This is a genomic window from Dyella sp., from assembly GCF_035685805.1.
Classification (GTDB): Bacteria; Pseudomonadota; Gammaproteobacteria; order Xanthomonadales; family Rhodanobacteraceae; genus Dyella_A.
Genome location: NZ_DASSAB010000020.1, coordinates 1 through 22893 on the forward strand (window position 1 = coordinate 1; position 22893 = coordinate 22893).

Annotated in this window: 21 protein-coding genes and 3 tRNA genes; 18 read left to right on the forward strand and 6 right to left on the reverse strand. The window is 66.6% G+C overall.

Going from position 1 to position 22893, the window contains the following annotated elements; genetic code table 11:
- On the reverse strand, window positions 1–731 hold a 731-nt coding region (locus VFG40_RS04415), incomplete at its 3' end, for a PEP/pyruvate-binding domain-containing protein (protein WP_324895372.1).
- 223 nt (window positions 732–954) lie between these two features.
- On the opposite strand from VFG40_RS04415, the gene ppsR reads away from it, so the two are divergent.
- Complete coding sequence (ppsR, locus tag VFG40_RS04420; protein WP_324895307.1) at window positions 955–1770, forward strand: phosphoenolpyruvate synthetase regulatory kinase/phosphorylase PpsR; 816 nt, start codon at window positions 955–957, stop codon at window positions 1768–1770.
- Window positions 1771–1792: 22 nt separating this feature from the next.
- A complete protein-coding gene (locus VFG40_RS04425; protein ID WP_324895309.1) occupies window positions 1793–2296 on the forward strand; it encodes a DUF1249 domain-containing protein in 504 nt (167 codons plus the stop codon).
- 61 nt (window positions 2297–2357) lie between these two features.
- Here the strand turns inward: VFG40_RS04425 and VFG40_RS04430 are convergent.
- The 3 genes from VFG40_RS04430 to VFG40_RS04440 all read right to left on the reverse strand — a co-directional run bounded on the left by VFG40_RS04430 (window position 2358) and on the right by VFG40_RS04440 (window position 2654).
- Window positions 2358–2434 (reverse strand) — tRNA-Asp (locus tag VFG40_RS04430).
- A 59-nt stretch (window positions 2435–2493) separates the two neighbouring features.
- Window positions 2494–2569: transfer RNA gene (locus tag VFG40_RS04435), tRNA-Glu, on the reverse strand.
- A 9-nt stretch (window positions 2570–2578) separates the two neighbouring features.
- A tRNA-Ala gene (locus VFG40_RS04440) sits at window positions 2579–2654 on the reverse strand.
- Between the two features lie 157 nt (window positions 2655–2811).
- Between VFG40_RS04440 and VFG40_RS04445 the strand changes: the two genes are divergently transcribed.
- The 5 genes from VFG40_RS04445 (at window position 2812) to VFG40_RS04465 (ending at window position 7781) form a co-directional block, all read left to right on the forward strand.
- Window positions 2812–4554, forward strand: coding sequence for a cation:proton antiporter (locus tag VFG40_RS04445; RefSeq protein WP_324895311.1), 1743 nt, complete (start codon window positions 2812–2814; stop codon window positions 4552–4554).
- A gap of 172 nt (window positions 4555–4726) precedes the next feature.
- Window positions 4727–5491, forward strand: coding sequence for an FKBP-type peptidyl-prolyl cis-trans isomerase N-terminal domain-containing protein (locus VFG40_RS04450; protein WP_324895313.1), 765 nt, complete (start codon window positions 4727–4729; stop codon window positions 5489–5491).
- Between the two features lie 126 nt (window positions 5492–5617).
- Window positions 5618–6958: a UDP-glucose dehydrogenase family protein gene (locus VFG40_RS04455; RefSeq protein WP_324895315.1), complete on the forward strand. Its 1341-nt coding sequence runs from the start codon at window positions 5618–5620 to the stop codon at window positions 6956–6958.
- Between the two features lie 2 nt (window positions 6959–6960).
- Window positions 6961–7185 carry a SlyX family protein gene (locus VFG40_RS04460; RefSeq protein ID WP_324895317.1) on the forward strand — a complete coding sequence of 75 codons (225 nt, stop codon included), beginning with the start codon at window positions 6961–6963 and terminating at the stop codon, window positions 7183–7185.
- 35 nt (window positions 7186–7220) lie between these two features.
- Window positions 7221–7781, forward strand: a complete 561-nt coding sequence (locus VFG40_RS04465; protein WP_324895318.1) for a DUF2058 domain-containing protein — start codon at window positions 7221–7223, stop codon at window positions 7779–7781.
- A gap of 45 nt (window positions 7782–7826) precedes the next feature.
- On the opposite strand, the gene VFG40_RS04470 is transcribed toward VFG40_RS04465, so the two are convergent.
- The gene (locus VFG40_RS04470; protein WP_324895320.1) at window positions 7827–9899 is read right to left on the reverse strand and encodes a 3-hydroxyacyl-CoA dehydrogenase NAD-binding domain-containing protein; all 2073 of its coding nucleotides are present in this window, start codon (window positions 9897–9899) and stop codon (window positions 7827–7829) included.
- 171 nt (window positions 9900–10070) lie between these two features.
- On the opposite strand from VFG40_RS04470, the gene VFG40_RS04475 reads away from it, so the two are divergent.
- The 11 genes from VFG40_RS04475 (at window position 10071) to recO (ending at window position 22097) form a co-directional block, all read left to right on the forward strand.
- Complete coding sequence (locus VFG40_RS04475) at window positions 10071–10565, forward strand: Ycf46 family AAA ATPase (RefSeq protein ID WP_324895322.1); 495 nt, start codon at window positions 10071–10073, stop codon at window positions 10563–10565.
- Between the two features lies 1 nt (window position 10566).
- The gene (locus VFG40_RS04480; RefSeq protein WP_324895324.1) at window positions 10567–13149 is read left to right on the forward strand and encodes a putative bifunctional diguanylate cyclase/phosphodiesterase; all 2583 of its coding nucleotides are present in this window, start codon (window positions 10567–10569) and stop codon (window positions 13147–13149) included.
- Between the two features lie 131 nt (window positions 13150–13280).
- A complete protein-coding gene (rpoE, locus tag VFG40_RS04485) occupies window positions 13281–13874 on the forward strand; it encodes an RNA polymerase sigma factor RpoE (RefSeq protein WP_324895326.1) in 594 nt (197 codons plus the stop codon).
- Complete coding sequence (locus tag VFG40_RS04490; RefSeq protein ID WP_324895328.1) at window positions 13871–14551, forward strand: sigma-E factor negative regulatory protein; 681 nt, start codon at window positions 13871–13873, stop codon at window positions 14549–14551. Before rpoE ends, VFG40_RS04490 begins: the two co-directional genes overlap by 4 nt.
- A gap of 121 nt (window positions 14552–14672) precedes the next feature.
- Entirely contained in the window at window positions 14673–16130 is a 1458-nt protein-coding gene (locus VFG40_RS04495; protein ID WP_324895330.1) for a Do family serine endopeptidase, read from the forward strand.
- A 149-nt stretch (window positions 16131–16279) separates the two neighbouring features.
- Window positions 16280–18070 (forward strand): translation elongation factor 4, encoded by a 1791-nt coding sequence (gene lepA, locus VFG40_RS04500; RefSeq protein ID WP_324895332.1) that lies wholly within the window; start codon window positions 16280–16282, stop codon window positions 18068–18070.
- A 72-nt stretch (window positions 18071–18142) separates the two neighbouring features.
- Entirely contained in the window at window positions 18143–19093 is a 951-nt protein-coding gene (lepB, locus tag VFG40_RS04505) for a signal peptidase I (RefSeq protein ID WP_324895334.1), read from the forward strand.
- A gap of 140 nt (window positions 19094–19233) precedes the next feature.
- Window positions 19234–19614: a DUF4845 domain-containing protein gene (locus VFG40_RS04510; protein ID WP_324895336.1), complete on the forward strand. Its 381-nt coding sequence runs from the start codon at window positions 19234–19236 to the stop codon at window positions 19612–19614.
- A 3-nt stretch (window positions 19615–19617) separates the two neighbouring features.
- Window positions 19618–20274: a ribonuclease III gene (gene rnc / locus VFG40_RS04515; RefSeq protein ID WP_324895337.1), complete on the forward strand. Its 657-nt coding sequence runs from the start codon at window positions 19618–19620 to the stop codon at window positions 20272–20274.
- 88 nt (window positions 20275–20362) lie between these two features.
- Window positions 20363–21304, forward strand: coding sequence for a GTPase Era (era, locus tag VFG40_RS04520; protein ID WP_324895339.1), 942 nt, complete (start codon window positions 20363–20365; stop codon window positions 21302–21304).
- 85 nt (window positions 21305–21389) lie between these two features.
- Entirely contained in the window at window positions 21390–22097 is a 708-nt protein-coding gene (gene recO, locus VFG40_RS04525) for a DNA repair protein RecO (RefSeq protein ID WP_324895341.1), read from the forward strand.
- A gap of 24 nt (window positions 22098–22121) precedes the next feature.
- On the opposite strand, the gene VFG40_RS04530 is transcribed toward recO, so the two are convergent.
- Entirely contained in the window at window positions 22122–22874 is a 753-nt protein-coding gene (locus VFG40_RS04530) for a response regulator (protein ID WP_324895343.1), read from the reverse strand.
- Window positions 22875–22893: the final 19 nt, after the last annotated feature.

The window sequence follows — 22893 nt, forward strand, 5'->3', positions numbered from 1 at the left end:
TCCGTGAGGGAAAATCGGTCGCGCTCGGCGGGCGGCAGGTTTTCGGTGCGCACCGACTTGCCCGCCGATGCCTCCGTCGAAAAAGTCATTTTCTGCAGCTTCGAGCCCAGGCGCCGGCGCAGGATCGCCGGCTTGCCCGCCGCCAGCATCGGCTTGTGCACGTAGAACTCGTCCGGGTTCACCGCGCCCTGCACCACCAGCTCACCCAGGCCCCAGGAGGAGGTGATGAACACCACGTCGCGGAACCCCGATTCGGTATCCAGCGTGAACATCACGCCGCTCGCGCCCCGGATATTGAGGAAGGTTTCCTGCTGGCCGGCGAACGAGGCGTCGGGCAGATCCTCCGCCGTGGCCGAGGAGCGCACGGCCACCGCGATGTCGTTGCTACCGGCGTCTTCGCACAGCTTGACGTACGCCTGCCGGATCGCCTGGTCCAGCTCCTGCGGGAGCGGCGTCTCGACCACCCACGAGCGGATCTCGCGGCCGGCGGTGGTCAGCGCATCCACGTCGTCGACGTCCAGATTCGCCAGACGCGCCTGGATGCGCGCGGCCACGCCACTCTTGTCTAGATACTGCTGGAATGCATCGGCGGTGGTTGCGAAGCCGCCGGGCACCGACACGCCAAGCTTGGCCAGGTTGCCGATCATTTCGCCTAGCGACGCATTCTTGCCGCCGACCTTGCCCAGGTCGGTCATGCGCAGGTGGTCGAGCCAAAGCACCAGATCGTTCAAGATGGATCTCCTCGCGAGGTGTGGGGTGGGCACTGCACTGCCGGGAAAAGCAGGCGACAAAGAACTGGTATTGTCGATGAAAAATGACGCATGGCACAAGAAGACCACTCCGGGCCGCTGCCGCGCCACCTCAATACCAGTGTCTCGAAAATCAAGCCAACAAAGCACCAGAAGCATGCGCTAAGGTGCGGAACATGCCCTATGAAGGTGCCGGGAACGACTCATGCAGCGAACCGTTTTTTTCATCTCAGATTCCACTGGTATTACCGCAGAGACAATCGGCAACAGCATCTTGGCGCAGTTCGAAGGGCTTGAATTCGACAAGCATCGCCTACCGTTCGTCGATGATGCGCAAAAGGCCGAGGCCGCCGCCCTGCGCATCAAGACCCGCTACGCCCAGACCGGTGACCGGCCGATCGTGGTGAACACCATGGCCGACCGCACCCTGTGCGACATCGTCGCTACCAGCGGCGCACTGATGATCGACGTGTTCGCGCCCTTCATCGGTCCGCTGGAGGAGGAGCTGGGCGCCAAGCGCTCTGGCGCGGTGAACCGCTCGCACGGTCTGGTCGACTTCGACAAGTACGAGGCACGCATCAACGCCACCAACTATGCGCTGTCGCATGATGATGGTATCGACGTGGACTACGCCCAGGCCGACCTCATCCTTGTGGGTGTGTCGCGCTCGGGCAAAACGCCCACGTGTCTGTACATGGCCTTGCATTACGGCGTGAGCGCCGCCAACTATCCGCTCACCGACGACGATCTGGACAAGCTCGAGCTGCCCGTGCGGCTGCGACCTTACAGGGATCGTCTGTTCGGCCTGACGATCGACCCGGCCCGCTTGGCGCAGATTCGCGAACAGCGGCGGCCCAACAGCCGCTACGCGAAGCTTGAGCAGTGCCGGTGGGAGCTCGCGCAAGCGGACAAGCTGATGCGGCGCGAGAGCATTCCCAACCTCAACACCACCCACGTGTCGATCGAGGAAATCGCCAGCAAGATCTTCGAGCGCTTCGGGATCGAGCGCACCATGTTTTGATGTCCGGGAGTTGCCTGATTAGATGAGCGCCGTACTTGACCGCCGCAGTGCCCTGTTGCCGGGACGATTCGAGTTCCTGATGGGGCTCTATGCGGAGAACTACCACCGGCTGGCGCGACTGTTTGCGCCGCACACGCTGGCGCCCGGGACGTATGTGTCGGACGTGGGCGACGGGCTGGACGTGCACCTGGAGGTGCAGGAGTGCCATCCATATACGCGTGAGCTCGAGCTGACCTACGGGCTCGTCGATGCGCAGACGGGACTACGCACACCGTCCGCGCAGCTGCGCATGTACACCGACGCCCACGTGGCGGAGGCGCTGCATTGCCACCCGGGTCGGCACCTGTGGCAGGTGCTCGGGCCGTTTCCGCCGGCGCATACGGTGTTGCAGCATCGCCTGCGCATGAACGGCTTCCTGTCGCGCTGGCTGGAGTACCTGGCCGAGCAGGGCCACTCGTTGCATACCCTGGAGCGCTGTACCCGCCGGGCCGAGGCTGGCCCGTTGGATACTGTCGTCGACGAGTAGAGCGGGCGGATCGTCAAATGACAGACAACAAAAAACCCGCGCTAGGCGGGCTTTCCGTTAGTGGCGGAGCGGACGGGACTCGAACCCGCGACCTCCGGCGTGACAGGCCAGCATTCTAACCAACTGAACTACCGCTCCACATTTGCTTCCAGCTTCAAGCTTCGTTCGCGCTGCCGCGAACATTGCGGGTTCCAACTTGGCGTCCCCACGGGGATTCGAACCCCGGTCGCCACCGTGAAAGGGTGATGTCCTAGGCCTCTAGACGATGGGGACGAATTAAGTTGGTGGAGCCAGGCGGGATCGAACCGCCGACCTCCTGCATGCCATGCAGGCGCTCTCCCAGCTGAGCTATGGCCCCGCCGCTGGAAGCCCGAAAGAATAGGCAGGGGTGGCGAATCCGTCAAGCATTTTCTTAAAAGATTTTTCGCGCTCTCGGTGCAGGTCGGTGCCGTCGCCGTCCGGGGTCGGGCCGGCGGGTCGTTTAAGCTAGTTGAATCTGCGCAACGGACACCTGCATGCACGAGATCGGCTTCATCCGCGACCTGGCGATCGTGATGATCGTGGCCGGCGCCACGACCATCCTCTTTCATCGCCTGCGTCAGCCGGTGCTGCTTGGATACATCCTCGCGGGCGTGCTGATCGGTCCGCATACGCCGGGCGTGCTGGTTGCCGATCCGCGGACCATCGACGACATCTCGAACCTTGGCGTAGTGCTGCTGATGTTCACGCTGGGGCTGGAGTTCAGCGTGCGCAAGCTGCGCCGCGTGGGGGTAGGAATCCTGGTGGTTGCTGTCGCCGAGGTGGGGGTCATGCTCTGGCTGGGCTTCGGACTGGGCCAGGCCTTCGGCTGGGGCGGCACTGATGCGCTTTTTCTCGGCGGCATCGTTGCGCTCTCCTCGACCATGGTGGCTACCCGCACCCTTGCCGAGGGTGGGCTGCGGGAGCTCCCCTTCGCGCGGCTGGTGATAGGCCTGCTGGTGGCCGAGGACATGCTGACCATCGTCATCCTTACGCTGCTTACCGCCGTGGCCATCGGGGGCTCGGTGGCGGCCTCCACCGCCTTCACCCTGATCGGCCATCTGGGGCTGTTCGTGGTGGCGGGGATGATCCTCGGCCTGCTGCTCTTGCCACGGCTGGTGGATTACGTAGCGGCGTTCGAGCGGGAGGAGATGCTGCTGGTCAGTACCCTCGGCCTGTGCTTCGGTGCCAGCCTGCTGGCGGCGTGGATGGGCTTCAGCGTGGCACTTGGGGCGTTCCTCGCCGGCGCGGTCGTGGCCGAGGCGCGTGCCGCCGAAAAGGTGATGCGGCTGATCGAGCCGCTACGCGACATGTTCGCGGCGCTGTTCTTCGTCGCCATCGGGCTGAAGATCGACCCTGCGATGCTGGCGCAGTATGCGCTGCCGGCGCTGGCCATCGCGGCCGTGGTGATCATCGGCAAGGCCTCGGTGTGCACGCTCGGCGTCTTTGCCATCGGCCATGATCCCCGCACCGCGGTGCGCACTGGCATGAGCATGGCGCAGATCGGTGAGTTCTCCTTTGTCATCGCAACATTAGGGCTTTCGCTCGGCTCGGTGAGCGACTTTCTTTACCCGATTGCGGTGGCGGTGTCGGTGCTCTGCATGGCGGTGTCGCCTTATCTGGTGCGTTCGGCGGACAGCCTGGTCAGCGGCGTGCGCCGGGTGGTGCCTCCATCGGCCCGGCTGCTGGCGACCAGCTACAGCGGCTGGCTGGAAAACCTGCGGCCGGTGGACGACAACGCCATGATCGCGGCCATGGTGCGCCGGCTGCTGTGGCACATCGCGGTGAACGTGATGCTGGTGGTGACGCTGTTCGTGATCGGCGCGTACATCAATGCGCACAACTGGACCTGGTTCTCGATGATCGGGCTCACCCGGGACGCACGCCACACCGTGATCTGGGCATGCGCATTGTTTCTGTCGCTGCCGTTGCTGATCGCGATCTACCGCAAGGCCGAAGCGCTCGGCATGCTGCTTGCCGAGCTCGGCATCCGCGAGAGCTACGCAGGCGGCTACACCCGTGCCATCCGCAGCGTGCTGGCGCGGCTGATTCCGCTGGCGACGCTGCTGGCGCTGGCAGTGCTTGTCAGCGCCTTGGGCTCGACCATCCTGCCGCCACGCGGGGTCGCGATCTCACTTGTGGTCGCCGGTGTGTTGCTGGCAGTGGTTCTCTGGCGCGGGTTGGTCAAGGTCCATGCGCGCTTGCAGGCAGCACTCAGGGACACGATCGCAAAGCCGTGAGGCGCACTCGCGTCTGCTGCGTTCAGGTATGCGCGGAACCAATTCGCGGGCCTCGATGTCCCAGCCTCCGCGTCGTTGCCAAGCGCTGGCGGCGGCCGCACAATGCGGGGCCAGCCTCCGACACGGGGGCTTGTCCGGCGCCGCCGGCACATTCCATATGAGGGAGTTACGAATGAAGCATTTTCTGCGTCCCACGCTCACGACGGCCGCTCTGGCCGTGGCGTTGGGCATGACTGCCGGCGTTCACGCGCAGGCTGCCAAGTCCTCTGCTGCCGGCACGGTCGACAAGACCAAGGCCAGCTACGTGGTGGGTTGGGACCTGGCCAGCTCGCTGCCGCCGCTGGTGCGCGACGAGGTTGACCCGGCAACGGTCGCCCGCGCGGTGCAGTCGGCGCTCTCCGGCCAGAAGCCGACGATGAGCGAGGACGAGTACAAGCAGGTCAAGCAGGCGTTCATCACCAACCTGCAGGCCAAGGCCAAGGCCCAGTACACCGAGGTCGCCGCCAAGAACAAGGCAGCGGGCGAGGCATTCCTGGCCAAGAACAAGACCGCTCCCGGCGTAAAGACCACGGCATCGGGCCTGCAGTACCAGGTGCTGTCGGCTGGCAGTGGTCCGCGTCCGGGTCCGAACGATACGGTGCAGATCGCTTACACCGGCACGTTCGTCAACGGCGAGAAGTTCGACGCCTCGGCGGACCATCCGGAGCCCAAGACCGGCAAGTCGGTGCCGATTCCGCTGGCCGGCGTGATCCCGGGCTTCCGCGAGGGCCTGATGCTCATGCAGACCGGTGCGCACTACAAGCTGTTCATCCCGTCCAGCCTCGCCTATGGGGCGCAGCCGGGCAACGGCTTCCCGCCCAATGAAACCCTGATCTTCGACGTGACCTTGGAGAAGACCGGCCCGACCCCCGCAGGCCAGGGCAACCAGGGCGGCTGATCTGACCGGTTCCAGCTGCTGAATGAAGAGGGCGCGAATGCATTCGCGCCCTCTTCTGTTTTGGGGTAGCGAAGAGGTGGCCCTGATAGAATCCGCGTCCGCTTCTGGCAAGGAAACACCGCAGCAATGAAAGTCACCATCTTCGGCACCGGCTATGTCGGCCTGGTTACCGGTGCCTGCCTGGCAGAAATGGGCAACCATGTCGTCTGCGTCGACATCGACGCGGGCAAGGTGGCTCGACTGGAACGCGGCGAAATCCCGATCTACGAGCCAGGCCTGGAGCCGATGGTGCTGCGCAACCATGCCGAGGGGCGGTTGAGCTTCACCACCGAGGCTGCACCGGCCATCGCCCACGGCGAGATCATCTTCATTGCCGTGGGCACGCCGCCCGACGAGGACGGCAGCGCAGACCTGCAATACGTATTGGCGGTAGCTCGCACCATCGGCGACACGCTCGATCGTTACGCCGTGGTGGTGAACAAATCGACGGTGCCGGTGGGTACCGCCGACCGGGTCAGCGACGCCATCGCTCAGGCGCTGGATGCCCGTGGCGTCAGCGTCCCCTACGACGTGGTCTCCAACCCCGAGTTCCTCAAGGAAGGCGACGCGGTCGAAGACTGCCTGCGGCCGGACCGCATCGTGCTCGGCAGCAACAGCGAGCGCGCGGTGGCTGCGATGCGCAAGCTGTACGCGCCATTCAACCGCAATCACGATCGCACGGTGTTGATGGATGTGCGCTCTGCCGAGCTGACCAAGTACGCCGCCAACGCGATGCTGGCGACCAAGATCAGCTTCATGAACGAAATCGCCAACATTGCCGAGCGTGTCGGGGCCGACGTCGAACTGGTGCGGCAAGGCATTGGGTCCGATCCGCGGATCGGCTACCACTTCATCTACCCCGGCGCCGGTTACGGCGGCTCGTGCTTTCCCAAGGACGTGCAGGCGCTTGAGCGCACCGCGCGCTCGCATGGCTATCAGGCGCGCCTGCTGGAGGCGGTGGAGCGGGTCAACCTAGACCAGAAGAGCAAGCTCTTCGAGCTGCTCCGGCGTCACTTTGGTGACCAGCTGGCGGGCAAGACGATCGGCCTGTGGGGGCTCGCCTTCAAGCCCAACACCGACGACATGCGCGAGGCGCCGAGCCGGCGTTTGCTCGAGGCACTGTGGGAGGTCGGGGCGCGCGTGCGTGCCTTCGATCCCGAGGCGGCCGCCGAGACCAGGCGCATCTACGGCGAGCGGGACGACCTGGCGCTCTGCGATCATCCCTACGACGTGCTCGAGGGCGCCGATGCGCTGGTGATCGTCACCGAGTGGAAGGCCTTCCGCAGTCCCGACTTTGCCCGCATTCGCGAGGCGCTGGCTACGCCGGTGATCTTCGACGGCCGTAACCTTTACGACCCGGTGGCGGTGGAAGAGGCGGGCCTCGCCTACTACGGCATCGGTCGCGGTCGCAGCCTGGTGCGAAGCTGATCATGGCCGGCGAGCGGGTGGATCTGGAGCAGCGCCTGACCGAGCTGGAAGTGAGGCTTACTTTCATCGACGACTCGGTGCATGCGCTGGCCACGGCGGACGCGGAACAGTCGTTGCGGATCGCGGCGCTCGAGCGCATCGTGCGCGATCTGCGCAACGAGCTGGCGACGATGCGTGCGGACAGTTCGCACGATCCGCACGACGAGCCACCGCCGCCGCATTACTGATTTCCGCACCACGTGCATTCACATGGATCGACAGCATGGCTGACTCCCTGCGCGACCAGCTGCTGAAAAGCGGCATCGTCAAACAGGTGCGCGATGACCGGCGCGCGCCTGCACCTGCACCTGCACGAGACAAAGTCTCGCGACCCAACAATCCGCGTCCCGCACCCGCCAAACGGGCACCCAGAGACCAGGCCGAGATTGACTTGGCCCGCGCCTATGCCATGCGCGCGCAGACCGAAGCGGCCGAGCGCAAGCGGCAGGAGAAGGAGGCGGCCGAACGCGCGCGCATCAAGCGCGAACGCAAGGCACAGGTGCAGAAATTGCTGGAGTCGGGCACCTTGAACAAGCCCGACGCAGACCAGGCCAGGCACTTCGAATACGGCGGCAAGATACGCCGCGTCTATGTGGACGCGGACCAGCTGACGGCACTCAATGCTGGCGAACTGGGGGTGATCCAGCAGGGCGGACGTTACCTGCTGGTGCCGCGTGCGCTGGCGGAGCAGATCAAGGCCATCGACGAGCAGGCCGTGGCACTGCTGGTAAATCCCGGTGACGACGCGCCCGAGGATGGCGTGCCGGACGATCTGATCTGGTAAGCGCCCTGGCCGCGTCGCCCGGCCGGCGGCGCGGCCAGAGCGACATCAGCGTATCGCGACCGAGCCCGGGGACTCTCGCAGGGCCGGCGACTCCCAGCCGTGCTTCGGTGCGAAGCGCTCCCCGTACTGACGTGCCAGGCGCTCCAGACGGGACTTGAGCAGATCCGCGCCCTCGCTGCGCGCATAGGTGATCGGGCCGCCGCGGAACGGTGCGAATCCGGTGCCGAAGATGACCCCCGCGTCCAGCAGGTCCGCGTCGTCGACCACGCCGTCTGCCAGGCATGCCACGGATTCGTTCACCATCGGCAGGATCATGCGATCAATGAGGTCGGCGGGCACCACGTAATCCGGATCCACCTCGGGTTTCTGCGGCTTGCCGTCCTGCCACACGTAAAACCCTTGGCCGTCCTTCTTGCCACGCTTGCCGGCCTCGAGTTTGTCGTCAATGCCAGGCGGCAGTTCGAGCCCGAGAAACGGCGCCAGCTCCTTGCCGACCGAGGCGCAGACATCCAGCCCGACGGTGTCCGCCAGCTCGATCGGACCCATCGGCATGCCGAACTTCTTTGCTTCCTTGTCCAGCACCGGCCCCGGCACCCCCTCGCTGTACAGGCGCAGCGCCTCGAGCAGGTAGGGCATCAGGATCCGGTTGACCAGGAATCCGGGCGTTCCCTTCACTGCCACCGGCAGCTTGCCGAGTGCCTTGCAGAATGCCAGTGCCCGTCGTTCGACCGCAGGATCCAGGGCGTCGTGGCGAACCACTTCCACCAGCGGCATCTGCGCCACGGGATTGAAGAAATGCAGCCCGAGGAAACGCTCCGGATGCTGCAGCTGGGTACTGAGTTCGCTCAGCGGGATGCTGGACGTGTTGCTGGCCAGCAATTCTTCCGCCTGGAACTGCGGCTCGATCCCTGCGTACAGCGCTTTCTTGGCGTCGGCGTTCTCGTAGATTGCCTCGATCGCCAGATCGGCGTCGGCCACGCCCTTGCCCTCGACGTCAGCGCGCAGGCGCGCCAGCGCGGCCGCGATCTTTTCCGGCGTCTTGAGCTTCTTCTCGTACATCTGACGCGCGCGGTCCAGCGCCGGCTGGATGTACTTCATCTCGCGATCCTGCAGCGTCACCTGGAAGCCCTTGAACGCGCACCAGGCCGCGATGTCGCCGCCCATCACGCCGGCGCCCACCACGTGCACGTGTTCGATGCCGTGCTCGACCCCTGCGCCCTGGCCCTTCAGTCGCTCCTGCAACAGGAAAATCCGGATCAGATTGCGCGCCGTGGCCGTCTCGGCCAGCCGTGCCACCGAACGTGCCTCCAGCTGCAAGCGTTGCCGGATCGAGCTGCCGCCGCGACGCCACACCTCGATCAGGGCGAACGGGGCCGGGTAGTGTTCCTTGCGCACCTTGGCGGCGGTCTGCTTGACCACCATCGGCGCAAGCACCTGGCGGACCGGCCAGAGGTTGGTTGCCCACGCCTTGGCGCGTTGCGACAGCGGTCGCGAATGAGGGCGGCGCAAAAGTGCACGCGCCTCCGCAAGCAGCTCGGCGGCAGGCGCGGTGCGGTCAACCAGGCCGAGCGCGAGCGCGCGACGGGCCGACAAGGCGCGGCCGGTAAGCATGATGGGCAGTGCGTCGGTGGCGCCGATCAGTCGCGGCAGCCGTGCGGTGCCGCCCCAGCCGGGGTGAATCCCCAGCATCACCTCGGGCAGGCCAATGCGAGTGCTTTCGTCGTCTGCGGCGATGCGCTGGCGGCAGGCCAGGATCAACTCCGTGCCGCCACCCATGCAGGCACCGTGCACGGCCGCAACGGTCGGGCAGGGCAGGCGGGCAAGCTGTTCGTAGATGCGCTGCCCGTTTTCGATGTTCTGCAGCACATCGCCCTGCGCTGCGTAGCCGACGAACTCCTTGATGTCCGCTCCGACCGCGAACCCGCTGGCCTTGGCGGAATGGATGATCACGCCGGCCGGCTTTTCGATCGCGAGCCGTTCGACGATCTGTCCCAGCTCATCCAGTACCGCCCGGGAGATGGCGTTGGCGCTGCTGCCCTCGCGGTCGAGCGTGAGCGTGACGATGCCGCCATCGTCCGTGCTCGTCTTCCAGTGGATAAAGCGCAGTCCTTCAAACATGGCGTCTGGCAGGTGATGAGGGGGCTCAAACCATACCGTCCCGGACGGTCGAATGCGAGATTGCCCCGCAGGCGTCAACCGCCGGTCGCGCGGGCGGGCCGGGGGCACCGTGCTTGACCGCTGCACCGCCTATTGCCAATTGCCCGGCAGTGCGCAAACGTACCGCGCTGTATGCAGTCGATGATGGCGTCCAGCCCGCCCAAGGCCGGTATCGAGATTTTCGAGCGAATCCTGGCCGCGCCGGGAGGCCTGATCGTGACCGAGGGCGTCGACGGCCCAACTTTGATCGGGCAGTTCCGCGCGATTGCGCGCCACACAGGCCAGGCGGTCTACCTCTGGCAGCCCGACAGCGGCCTGGGCAGCCTGCGCGACGCACATGCCCGCGTACCGGGCTGCCAGCGACTGGGCAACGCGTTGCGCTACATGCAGCAAAGCATGCATTTCGGCGTCTACCTGCTGTGTGATCTCGAGCTGCCGCTATCGGCGATGGACGCCACCTTGCTGCGGCAACTGGCACGTGCCCCGAGCGGGCACCTGCGACGGGTGGTGCTGGTGGATGCGCCGCAGACGCTGGTGGATCACCTGGGGGATCTGGCCGTGCGTGTCGCCGCGCAGTCGGACCAACCGGTGCGCCCGCGACTGCGCGACGGCCGCTGGGTCGTCTGACATGACCCGGCCACTGACGACCGACATGCTGGTCGTGGCGTCCAGCCGCGAGTTGCGACGCCAGCTCTTCGACGTACTGGACGCCGAGGAGCACGACCGCATCCTGAGCGCGCGCGACGGTGCGCACGCCTCGATCCTGCTCGCCGGCCGTGGGCCGATCTCGCTGATCGTGGTCGCGTTCGAGGGCGACGGCCGCGCCGCGCGCGCGTGCTGCGAACAATTGCGCGCGATGGATATCTGCCGCGCCGCGCCGCTGCTGGCGGTGTTCGGCCCGGACTGCCGGATCGGTCCGGCGCTGCTGCCCGACTGCGTCACCGACTGGCTGGACAGTGCCGGGATCGCCCGCGAATTGGTCGCACGCTGGCGCAGGGTGGAGCAATCGCGGCCGCAGCCGGCCGCTCCCGACACGCCTGCGTCGCACGCGTCGCCGGAAGACGCGCTCGCCTACCGGTTCGCCTTCGACGATGAAGACAACGATGCCGAGTGGCTGATCGCCGACCCGGCCGGGAGCCGCGTGCTGGACGTCAACGCGGCGGTGCTGCGGCACAGCCAGTTGCCGGTGACCGAGTTGCTGGGCAGGCCACTGGGCGAACTGCTGGCGTTCGAAGGGATCGAGCTGGACCAACTGCTGGCGGCGGCGGATCGCTCCTGGTACGCCTGCCAGCGACGCACCCGGCACGGTACCGATACCGGGCAGGCAAATGCACGACGGGTTCGCCACCGGGGCAGGGACGCTGTCGCCGTGGCGTTCCGCAGCGACCGTGCCGAAGCGCGTGCCGAGGCGGCGTTGGCGCTGCTCTCACGCATCTTCCAGGCGGGCAGCAGCATCGATGCCCATGCCGCCACCGCCCGCCTGCTGATCGACGAACTCTCACTGGACTACCTGGCGCTGTGGTCGGCGCGCCCCGAAGAAAGCGCTGCGCCCGTGCAGGTGATCTCGCACTGGCGCGGCGACGACGTGGCGTGGCCGGACCCGGCCGAGCAGGCGTCGTTGCGCCGGGTCCTCGGTGGCAAGAGCATGTGGCACGTGGAGGATGCGCAGCGGCTGGGCGAGTACGACCCGCTCCTGCGGCAACTGAAGGTGGCAGGCTTTGCTGGATTGCCGCTGCTGGACGAGCGCCGCAGCGTGCTCGGGGCCTTGCTGGTGGGCCGTCGCCGCGGGCTCGGCCGGATGGACATCGTCGAGCCGGTACTGCGCTGCGCCGTATCGCGTTTCGCGCAGTCGCTCGAACTGCGGCGCACGCGCGAGCAGGGACGCGCCGAAGGCCTGCTCGACGCGCTGACCGGGTTGCCCAACCGGCTCCTGTTCAACGACCGACTCGACACGATCATCCGCGAAGCGACCCGCACCGGTGAGTGCTTCGCCGTGCTGTTCGTCGACCTCGATCGCTTCAAGGCGATCAACGATACGTACGGCCACGCCGCCGGCGACCAGGTGCTGCGTGTCGTCACCCAGCGCCTGAGCAGCTCGATTCGAGCCTCCGACACGGTGGCGCGCTATGCCGGCGACGAGTTCACCGTGGTGCTGCGACACATCATCAAGACCGACGACGTGCTGCGGGTGGCCGAGAAGATCGTGCAGGTGATGGAGACGCCCCTGCACCTGGAAGGCGGCGTGGAGCTGCAGGTTACCGCGTCCATCGGCGTCAGTTTCTTCCCCGACGACGCTGCCGATGCGGACACCTTGCTCAAGCATGCGGACGAGGCGATGTATGCGGCAAAGCATCTGGGGCGGAACAACTTCCAGATCTTCGAGATGAGCCAGGATCAGGAGCAGCAACAGGATGTGGCGCTGATCTCGCGCCTGCGTCACGCCGAGCGCAATGGCGAACTGCGGGTGTTCTACCAGCCACAGGTGGACGCGGTAACCGAGGACATTGTCGGCATGGAGGCGCTGGTGCGCTGGGAGCACCCGGAGCTGGGCGGCATCAGCCCGGGTGTGTTCATTCCGCTGGCCGAGGAGAGCGGGCTGATCGTCTCGCTGGGCGCCTGGGTGCTGCGCACCGCGTGTACCCAGGCGCATGCCTGGGAGCAGGCCTATGGCCTGCGGCTGCGCCTGGGGGTGAACCTCTCGGCGGTGCAGCTGATGGAGCCGGATCTGCTGGATGTGGTTTCCGGCGTGCTGCGCGATACCGGCATGGATGCGTCCCTGCTGGAGATGGAGGTCACCGAGAGCATCTCCATCAAGGAGGTACCGAACCTGGTGGAGAACCTGCACGGCCTGCATCAGCTCGGCTGCCGCATCGCGATAGACGATTTCGGCACCGGCGCCGCCTCGCTGGATTACCTGCGCCGCCTGCCTGCGGACCGTATCAAGATCGACCAGAGTTTCGTGCGCAACATCGGTATCGACCCGGACGACGAAGCTATCGTGCGTGCCACGATCGAGATGGCTCATCGCCTCAAGCGCGGGGTTGTCGCCGAGGGCGTCGAGATCGAGCAGCATTTCGAGTTCCTGCGCGCCAACCACTGCGACGAGCTGCAGGGTTACCTGTTTTCGCGCCCACTGCCGCAGGCCAGCTTCGAGCGCCTGTTGGCCGAGCGCCAGCGGCTGGTGCAGGGCGATGACGTGGCCGCCGCTTGAGCTGGCCGCCGTTGTCCCCACCATCTTTGCCATGGGGCTGAACTTGGCGGCCGCCGGCTTGTCTCAAGCGGCTTGCATCCATCCGTCAAGACACCGAGCACGTGGCGACAGTAATCAAGGAGACGGCCCGGATGGGCGATAACGAACTGGATCATGCGCTGGTCGAGCGTGTCCAGAAAGGGGACAAGCGAGCCTTCGACCTGCTGGTGCGCAAGTACCAGCACAAGGTGATCGGCCTCGTCTCGCGCTACGCCAACAACCACGCCGAGGCCGAGGACATCGCGCAGGACGCATTCGTGCGTGCCTGGCGTGCGATCGGGTCGTTCCGTGGCGACAGCGCCTTCTACACCTGGATGTACAAGATTGCCGTCAACACGGCGAAGAACCACCTGGTGGCCCTGGGCCGCCGGCCGCCGGCGGACGACATCAACGTCGAGGACGCGGTGTTCGTGCCGGGGTCGGACCGCATGCACGAGACGGCCACGCCCGAGCGCGAGCTGATGCGCCAGCAGGTGGAACAAACCGTCTTCGCTGCGGTCCAAGCCCTGCCCGAAGAGCTGCGCGCCGCCATCACCCTGCGGGAAGTGGACGGCCTCAGCTACGAGGACATCGCCGAAGCGATGAGTTGTCCGATCGGAACGGTGCGTTCGCGCATCTTCCGGGCCCGCGAAGCCATCGACGAAAAATTGCGTCCACTGTTGTCCGATCGCGAGGATCAGACATGAATCAAGTCAATCCCGAACACCTCTCTGCCGGCATGGATGGAGAGCTCAGCCGCGAGGAGCTGCGCTTCCTGCTTCGTCGGCTGGATCACGACGTGTCGTTGCAGAAGCAGTGGGATCGGTTCCACCTGGCCGGCGACGGCCTGCGTGGGCAGGTCTGCGTGCTGGCTTCGCCTTCGTTCGCCGAGCGCGTCATGCGCGCGGTGGATGGGGAAGCCGTCTCGGTGGCGGTTGCGCCGCGCGGTCGGCGCGGCCGGCAGTGGTTGCGTCTTTCGGCGGGCGGCGCGATTGCCGCCAGCGTCGCCGTGGTGGCGCTGATGGCGACGCAGCCGGCCGACACCGGTCGCCGCGGCGAGCTTGCAGCGGCACCGGCAGTTGCCAGGGCGGATGGCGCCGCGCCGGCGACCGAGGTTGCTGCGACAGCCCCGGCAGCGGTTCCCGTGTCCTTGTCCAGCACGAATCCCTTCCGCTACAGCCAGCGTGCCTCGGCCACCTTCGGGGTGCCTGGCCCGGCGGGAGCGCAGGCTGACTCGCTGCTGCCGTACGAGCAGTCGCTCTCGCCTTATCAGGTGAAGGGTTACCGGACGCTGCAGAACGCCGATGGCAGTTATCTGCTGCTGATCGATCCGACGCGGCAGCCGGCCCGCCGTGCCATGCGTGAGTCCGCCACGGCACATTAGGCAGGTCGTCGCCGCGTGTGTACCGCCGCGGCGCTTTCCGCTTTGCGTGTTTCCCGCCGTTCTGTCGCGCCACGCGCGCTGGCGGCGTTTTGTTGTCTGACATCATCCCCAGGAGGAGCTTATGAGTCGTCCCAACCTGCGCCTGCTTGCCTGCAGCGTGCTGATCGGACTGGCTACCGCCGGCGGCGTACAGGCCCAGGTGGCCGCACCCACGGGCACGCTGCCCGACTTCACCGGCATCGTCGAGCAGAACGCGGCGGCGGTGGTGCACGTGGAAGCCAAATACAACGGGCGTAGCCAGCCGAGCCTGCCCGGCGGTCCGCAGGCGGGGCCGGGCGACGACGAGCGGGCAGAGATCCTGCGACGGTTCTTCGGCATGCCCATGATGCCCTCGCCGGAAGAGCAGAAGCACACCTCGCTGGGCTCGGGTTTCATCATCTCCAGCGACGGCTACATTCTCACCAACAACCACGTGGTCGACCACGCCGACGAGGTCACGGTAAGGCTGCAGGACCGCCGTACCCTCACCGCGAAAGTGATCGGCACCGACCCGCAGTACGACATCGCCGTGCTCAAGGTGAACTCCGACGCCAAGCTGCCGGCCGTGCGCATTGGCGATTCGCAGTCGCTCAAGGCCGGGCAGTGGGTGCTGGCGATCGGCTCGCCGTTCGGCTTCGACTACACCGTGACCCAAGGCATCGTCAGCGCCGTGGGCCGCAATCTTGGTGGCGGCGACCAGCCCTACACCTCGTTCATCCAGACCGACGTGCCGATCAACCGCGGCAATTCGGGCGGCCCGCTGTTCAACCTGCAGGGCCAGGTTGTGGGCGTCAACTCGCAGATCTATTCCAACACCGGAGGTTATCTGGGCGTGGCGTTCTCGATCCCGATCGACGTCGCCATGAACGCGGTCGAGCAGATCAAGTCCAAGGGTTATGTGACCCGCGGCCAGCTGGGCGTGATGGTGCAGGCCGTCACCGACGACATGATCAAGGTCTACAAGCTCGATCGTGGCGCCGGCGCCGCGGTCACCCAGGTCAGCCCCGACAGCGGCGCGGAGAAGGCCGGGGTCGAGCCCGGCGACATCATCCTGTCCTACGACGGCAAAATCATCGACCAGCCGGGCGACCTGCCGCCGCTGGTCGGCCTGACCAAGCCGGGCAGCAAGGTGCCAGTGGAGATCCTGCGCAACGGCAAGCGGCAGACCCTGCAGCTGACCGTCGGGGCGGCACCGCGCGATCCCGAGGCGCGGGCCGGGCGCGGCAGCGTGCCGTCGCAAGCCACTGGCGCGGCGGCACTGGGGCTTACCGTGGGTCCGCTCGATGCGGGCGACCGGAGCCAGCTCGGCCTGCGCTCCGGCGAGGGCGTGCAGGTGACTGATGTTCAGGGCCAAGTGGCCGCCGAGGCGGGGCTGCGTCCGGGCGACGTGATCCTGCGGGTGGACCAGCACGCGGTGGGCAGCGTCGGCGACTTCCGCGAAGCGACCAAGGACGTGCGCCCCGGAAGCACCGTGCTGCTGCTGGTGCGCCGCGGCGAGCAGAGCAGCTTCATCGGCTTGACCGTGCCCGATCGCAAGTGATCCAGCCCGCCGGCGGCGGTTTCGCGACCTGCCGCCGGCCTGCCGGGCACGGGGCGGTTCCATGCGATAATGCCGGGTTCGTGTCGCCACCCCGGCGACACGCTGCCTGCGCAGCACGCGCACGGCGGTGCAAGCTGACAGCGTAGCCCATGGAACTGATCCGCAACTTCTCCATCATCGCGCACATCGACCACGGCAAATCCACCCTGGCCGACCGCATCATCCAGATCTGCGGCGGGCTGGCCGACCGTGAGATGGAAGCCCAGGTGCTCGACTCCAACCCGATCGAGCGCGAACGGGGCATCACGATCAAGGCCCAGTCCGTATCGCTGCCGTACAAGGCCCGCGACGGCAAGACCTACCAGCTCAATTTCATCGACACCCCCGGCCACGTCGACTTCTCCTACGAGGTCAGCCGCTCACTTGCGGCCTGCGAGGGGGCGTTGCTGGTAGTTGACGCCGCCCAGGGCGTGGAGGCGCAGTCGGTCGCCAACTGCTACACCGCGGTAGAGATGGGGCTGGAAGTCGTCCCGGTGCTCAACAAGATCGACCTGCCCACCGCCGATGTCGACAAGGTAAAGGGCGAGATCGAAGCGGTGATCGGCATCGATGCCGACGACGCGGTGGCGGTCAGCGCCAAGACCGGCCTGAACGTGGTGGAGGTGCTCGAGGCCATCGTGGCGCGCATCCCGCCGCCCAGGCCGCGCGACACCGATCGGCTGCAGGCGCTGATCATCGACTCGTGGTTCGACAACTACCTCGGTGTGGTCTCGCTGGTGCGCGTGATGCAGGGCGAGATCAAGCCCGGCGACAAGCTGCTGGTGATGTCCACCGGGCGCACCCACGAGGTCGGCGACGTGGGCGTGTTCACGCCCAAGCGCAAGAAGCTCGACCGCCTTGGCGCCGGCGAAGTGGGCTGGATCAACGCCTCGATCAAGGATGTCCACGGCGCGCCGGTGGGCGACACACTCACGCACGCCGGCAAGCCGGCCGAGAAGCCGCTGCCGGGCTTCCAGACCATGCAGCCGCGCGTGTTCGCCGGCCTGTTCCCGGTGGCCGCCGACGATTATCCCGCACTGCGCGAGGCGCTGGACAAGCTGCGCCTGAACGATGCCGCGCTGTTCTTCGAGCCAGAATCGTCCGAGGCGATGGGCTTTGGTTTTCGCTGCGGCTTCCTCGGCATGCTGCACATGGAAATCGTGCAGGAGCGGCTGGAGCGCGAGTACGACCTGGACCTGATCACCACCGCACCGACGGTGGTCTACGAGATCCTGAAGACCGACGGCACGGTGATGGCGCTGGACAACCCGGCCAAGCTACCGCCGATCCCCCAGATCGACGAGATCCGCGAGCCGATCGTGGTGGCCAGCATCCTCACACCGCAGGACTACATCGGCAACATCATCACGCTGTGTGAAGAGAAGCGCGGCGTGCAGCGCTCGATCCAGTACCTGGCCACCCAGGTGCAGATCACCTACGAGATCCCGCTGGCCGAAGTGGTGCTCGACTTCTTCGATCGGTTGAAGTCGGTTTCCCGCGGCTACGCCTCGATGGACTATCACTTCGATCGCTTCGAAGCCGGCCCCTTCGTGCGCACAGACGTGCTGATCAACGGCGATCGGGTGGACGCACTGAGCCTGATCGTGCACCGCGTGCATGCCGAGCGGCGCGGCCGCGACCTGGTCGAGCGCATGAAGGACCTGATCCCGCGTCAGCAGTTCGACGTGGCGATCCAGGCGGCGATCGGCGCCCAGATCATCGCCCGCTCCACCGTCAAGGCGCTGCGCAAGAACGTGCTGGCCAAGTGCTACGGCGGCGACGTCAGTCGCAAGAAGAAGCTTCTGGAGAAGCAGAAAGAAGGCAAGAAGCGCATGAAGCAGGTCGGCCGCGTGGAGATTCCGCAGGAAGCCTTCCTGGCCGTGCTGAAAGTGGACAAATAATGGGGGCGTGGCAGCTGGCCAGCTGCCCTCGGCGGCCTCGGCTGCTGCGGCCTTCCGACGACGGAGCGACACATGGATTTTGATTTTTCGGCGATCCTGCTCGGCCTCACCGTGCTCTTCGGTGTGGTGTGGGGGCTTGATCGGCTGTTCTTCTATCGCAAGCGCAAAGCCCGGCTGGACGCTGCCGGTGCCGAGTACCGCGATCCGGTGCCGGTGGACTGGGCGCGCTCGCTGTTCCCGGTGGTGTTCATCGTGCTGCTGCTGCGCTCGTTCGTGGCCGAGCCGTTCCGCATCCCCTCCGGATCGATGATGCCGACGCTGGACGTGGGCGATTTCATCCTGGTCAACAAGTTCGCGTATGGCCTGCGGCTGCCGGCGTTCAACAACAAGTTCCTGGACATTGGCGAGCCCAAGCGGGGCGACGTGGTGGTTTTCCGGTTTCCGGGCTACCTGTGCCGCGACGCCAACGGCAAGCTCCAGCGCATCGGCGGTGGCGAAGACGGCACGTCGCCGGCCACCGGCAGCGACCACAGCTGCCCGAACCCGCTTCCGGCAGTACCCAGCCAGAACTGGATCAAGCGCGTGATCGGCCTGCCGGGCGACACCATCGAGGTGCGCGACAGCCAGGTCGTGATCAACGGTACGCCGGTCCCGTCCGACGAGCTCGGCCCCTACGTCGGCAACGCGCAACGTGCGGCGGACGCGGAGCTGCTGTTCTTCGGCGCCTCGGTGTGGAACGAGCATCTGCCCGGCGAGCACGGCAAGACGGTCAATCATCTGGTAGCCAGGATGCCCGCGCGGATGGCGACCAACACCATTCCCAACGACCTGGTGCCGTCGAAGGTGCCGCAAGGCTGCTACCTCGTGATGGGCGATGACCGCGAGAACAGCACCGACAGCCGCTGGTGGGGTTGCCTGCCGGAAAAGAACCTCGCAGGCAAGGCGTTCCTGATCTGGTTCAGCTGGCAGGGCCTGCACACCGGGGGCGTTGCCTGGAACCGCATCGGCACGTTGATCCACTGAGATATGCGACGGACGGCGCGTGACCTGAGCCGTTCCAGCGGGCAGAATCAGCGCCACAAAACCGGGGCCGCAGCCTTCCGTCGGGAGGGCTGCGGTGTCCATCACAGGGGTTGCCGCGATCGCGGCATAGCGAGGGGACTATGAAGACAAAGCAGTCGGGCATCACCCTGATCGGGTTTATGGTCATTCTCGTCGTGGTCGCATTTTTCGGCTTCATGGCGATGAAGCTGGTGCCGTCCTACGTCGAGTTCATGGGCGTCAAGAAGGCCATGGCGCAGATCGCCAGCAGCGGCGCGAACGATCGTTCGCTCGACGCCATCCGCCGCGATTTGCTGTTCAAGATGGATTTCCAGTACGTGGACGACGCCACCATCCAGCCCAAGGACATCACCCTGGAGCGGAGCAACGGCGCGTCCACGCTCGTTGTCAGCTACGAGAAGCAGGTGCCGTTTGTCGCGAACATCGATTTCCTGATGCATTTCGACAACAGCGTGCCGCTGAAGGGCAACGTGGGCGAGTGACCCTTGGAGCTTGAGTTTCGTTTCAATGACCCTGCGCTGGCCGAGCTGGCGCTGACCCATCGCAGCGTCGGTCGGCCGAACAATGAGCGCATGGAGTTCCTGGGCGACGCGTTCCTGGGGGCGGTGGTTGCCGAGATGCTGTTCGAGGCTCACCCGAACGCCAGCGAAGGGGAGCTGTCGCGCCTGCGCGCCCAGCTGGTCAACGGCCAGGCGCTGGCGGTGATGGCGAAGGAGCTGGCGCTGGGCGACCGGCTCAAACTCGGGCCCGGCGAGCTCAAGAGCGGCGGGTTCCGGCGCGAGTCGATCCTTGCCGATGCGTTCGAGGCGATGATTGCGGCGGTCTATCTTGATGGCGGATTCGAGGCGTGCCGGCAGGTGGTCCGGCAGCTTTTCGCGGCGCGCATCGCGGCGCTGCCACGTTCTTCCAAGGACGCCAAGACCCGCCTGCAGGAGCACCTGCAGGGCGGCGGCTGGCCGTTGCCCCGCTACGAGCTGATCGGCAGCCACGGCGACGATCACGCCAAGCAGTTCGACGTGCGCTGTTCGATCCTGGAGCCTGTGCCGCTGCAGGCCGACGCCAGCGGAAGCAGCCGACGCGCGGCGGAGCAGGATGCCGCCGAGTCGGTACTGCTGCGCCTGCTCGAACAGACCGGCCGCTGATCCGGCGCCCGCAGAATTCCTCCCAGCTGGCGCCGCTGCCCCGGCAGCGCGATGCTAGTCATCTTTCCTGTTTCCAAGACCGACGACCATGAACCACGAAAACGACGCCGCCGATGCCGGTGCGCCCTCTCTTCCGCACGATGATTTTCGCTGCGGCACGGTGGCGCTGGCGGGCCGCCCGAACGTCGGCAAGTCGACCCTGCTCAACGCCCTGATCGGCTTTCGCCTGTCGATCGTCAGTCCGCGGCCGCAGACCACGCGTCACCGCATCCTGGGCATCAACACCACCGACGCCGGTCAGATTCTCTACGTCGACACGCCGGGGCTGCACCGCGGTGCCAAGCGGGCGATGAATCGCAGCCTCAACCGCGCCGCGCGCTCGGCGATCAGCGATGTCGACGTGGCGGTGCAGGTGATCGAGGCGGGCCGCTGGACCGACGAAGACGAGGCCGTCTACGCAGCCCTGGGCGAGCAGGACACCCCGCGTCTGCTGGCGATCAACAAGGTCGACCTGAACAAGGACAAGGGCGCCCTGTTGCCGTTCGTGGCCAAGCTCGCCGAAACCCATGCCTTCGACGAGATCCACTATCTCAGCGCGCTGAAGAAGCAGGGGCTGGCCGAGCTGGAGAAAGGCCTGCTGGCCCGGCTTCCGGTGCAGCCGCCAATGTACGGCGAAGACGAGGTGACCGACCGCAGCGAACGCTTTCTCGCCGCCGAGATGGTGCGCGAGCAGCTGATGCTGCGGCTGGACCAGGAGCTGCCGTATGCCACCACCGTGGAAATCGAGCAGTTCGCCGACCGTCCCGACGGCGTGGCCGAGATCCACGCGGTGGTCTGGGTCGAGCGCGACGGCCAGAAGGCGATCGTGATCGGGCAGGGCGGCGCCCAGCTCAAGGCGATCGGCAGCTCGGCGCGACGCAACATGGAACGCCTGTTTGAGCGCAAGGTATTCCTCAAGCTGTGGGTGAAGGTGCGCGAAGGCTGGGTGGACGACGAGTCCATGCTGAAGAAGTTTGGCTACACCGACTGACATCGCGCCCCTGCACCGGTCGCCCCGACCGCACGCGGGCCATGTCGCGGGCGGCGATCCGGCCGCGAGCGCAGGCTGAGCCGACGTGCGCATCGACCAGCAGCCGGGGTATGTCCTGCATGCGCGACCGTATCGCGAGACGTCGCTGTTGCTGGAATGCCTGACCCGCGACCACGGCCGTATCGGCGTGGTCGCGAGGGGCGCGCGCAGCGGGAAAGGCCAGCTGCAGCGCGCCCAGCTGGAACCGTTCCAGCCGTTGCTGTTCGACCTGCTGCTGCGCGGCGAGCTGGCCACGTTGCGCACGGCCGAGCCGGCCGCGGCGCCAGCGCGATTGATCGGCGACGCCGGCCTGGCCGGCCTTTATCTCAACGAACTGGTGGTGAAGCTGACAGGGCGCCAGGATCCGCAGCCCGAGGTCTTCGCCTCGTATGCCGATGCGCTGTCGCGGCTGGCGCGTGGCGAGCCGATGGCGTGGACGCTGCGGCGCTTCGAGCGGGACTTCCTGCAGTCGCTGGGCTATGCGCTGGTGCTGACCCACGACATCGACGGCGAACCGGTCATCGCCAGTGAGGCGTACGCCTACCGCGCCGAGCGTGGGCCGGTCCGTGCAGCGGTGCGGCAGGCCGGCACGATCGACGGAGCCAGCCTGCTCGCGCTGGCCGAGGATCGGCCGCCGGACGCTGCCGGGCTGCAAGCGCTGCGCGCAATGATGCGCGAGACCATCCGCTTCCATCTCGGCGGCGGCGAGCTGCGCTCGTGGCAGGTGCTGGGCGCGGCGCTGGCGCGGCGCTGAGTCAGGTCCCCGAACCGGGGCGTTTCAGCCCGGCGGTTCGTCCAGTGCGTCGAGCGTCTCCATCAGTGCGGCCTGGAAGCGCGCCATGGCCGCCTGCGCACGCTCCGGTGCGCTGGCCAGCTGGCGCTCGAGCGCAGCCACCTGGGCCGACAGCGCGGTCGCTCCACAAAACCCGCAGGAAGAGCGCAGCCGGTGCAGCCGGTCGCGGAACGCCGGACTTTGCGCAGGCATATTGTCCAGTTCGCCGCGCACCGCGATCAGCTCCTGCTGCAGCAGCTGGCGCAGTGCCGCCATCGTGTGGGAGTCGCCACTGGCCAGCAGCGCGGCGTCGTCATCGAGCACCGGCAGTTGCTGCAGATGGGCCGGCGTCAGGCGCAACACGCGCCGCAGGTCATCGAACTGGCACGGCTTGAGGAGGATGTCGGCAAAGCCTTCGGCCAGCAGCTGCGGCCGGTGCGCGGGAGCCAGCTCCGCCGTGGTCGCTACGGCCACCGCCGCATGCGATGCGGCCTCGGCGTCGCCCTGCAGCTGAGCCAGTACCTCGCTGGCACCGGCGCGCGGCATCCGGCAGTCGAGCAGCAGCAGGTCGAACGCGGTGGTGCCTGCTGCACGAATGGCGGCGGCTCCGTCGCCACAGGCTTCGGCCGTGGCGCCCAGCGCGATCATCGCGTCATGCAGAAAACGCCGGCTGGCCGGATCGTCGTCGGCGATCAGTACGTGCGGTACGGCGGCGGGCCGGGGCAGGGGGCGGGAGGCGGAACGAGGGGGCGGCGTCATGACGAAATCCTTGTCGTTC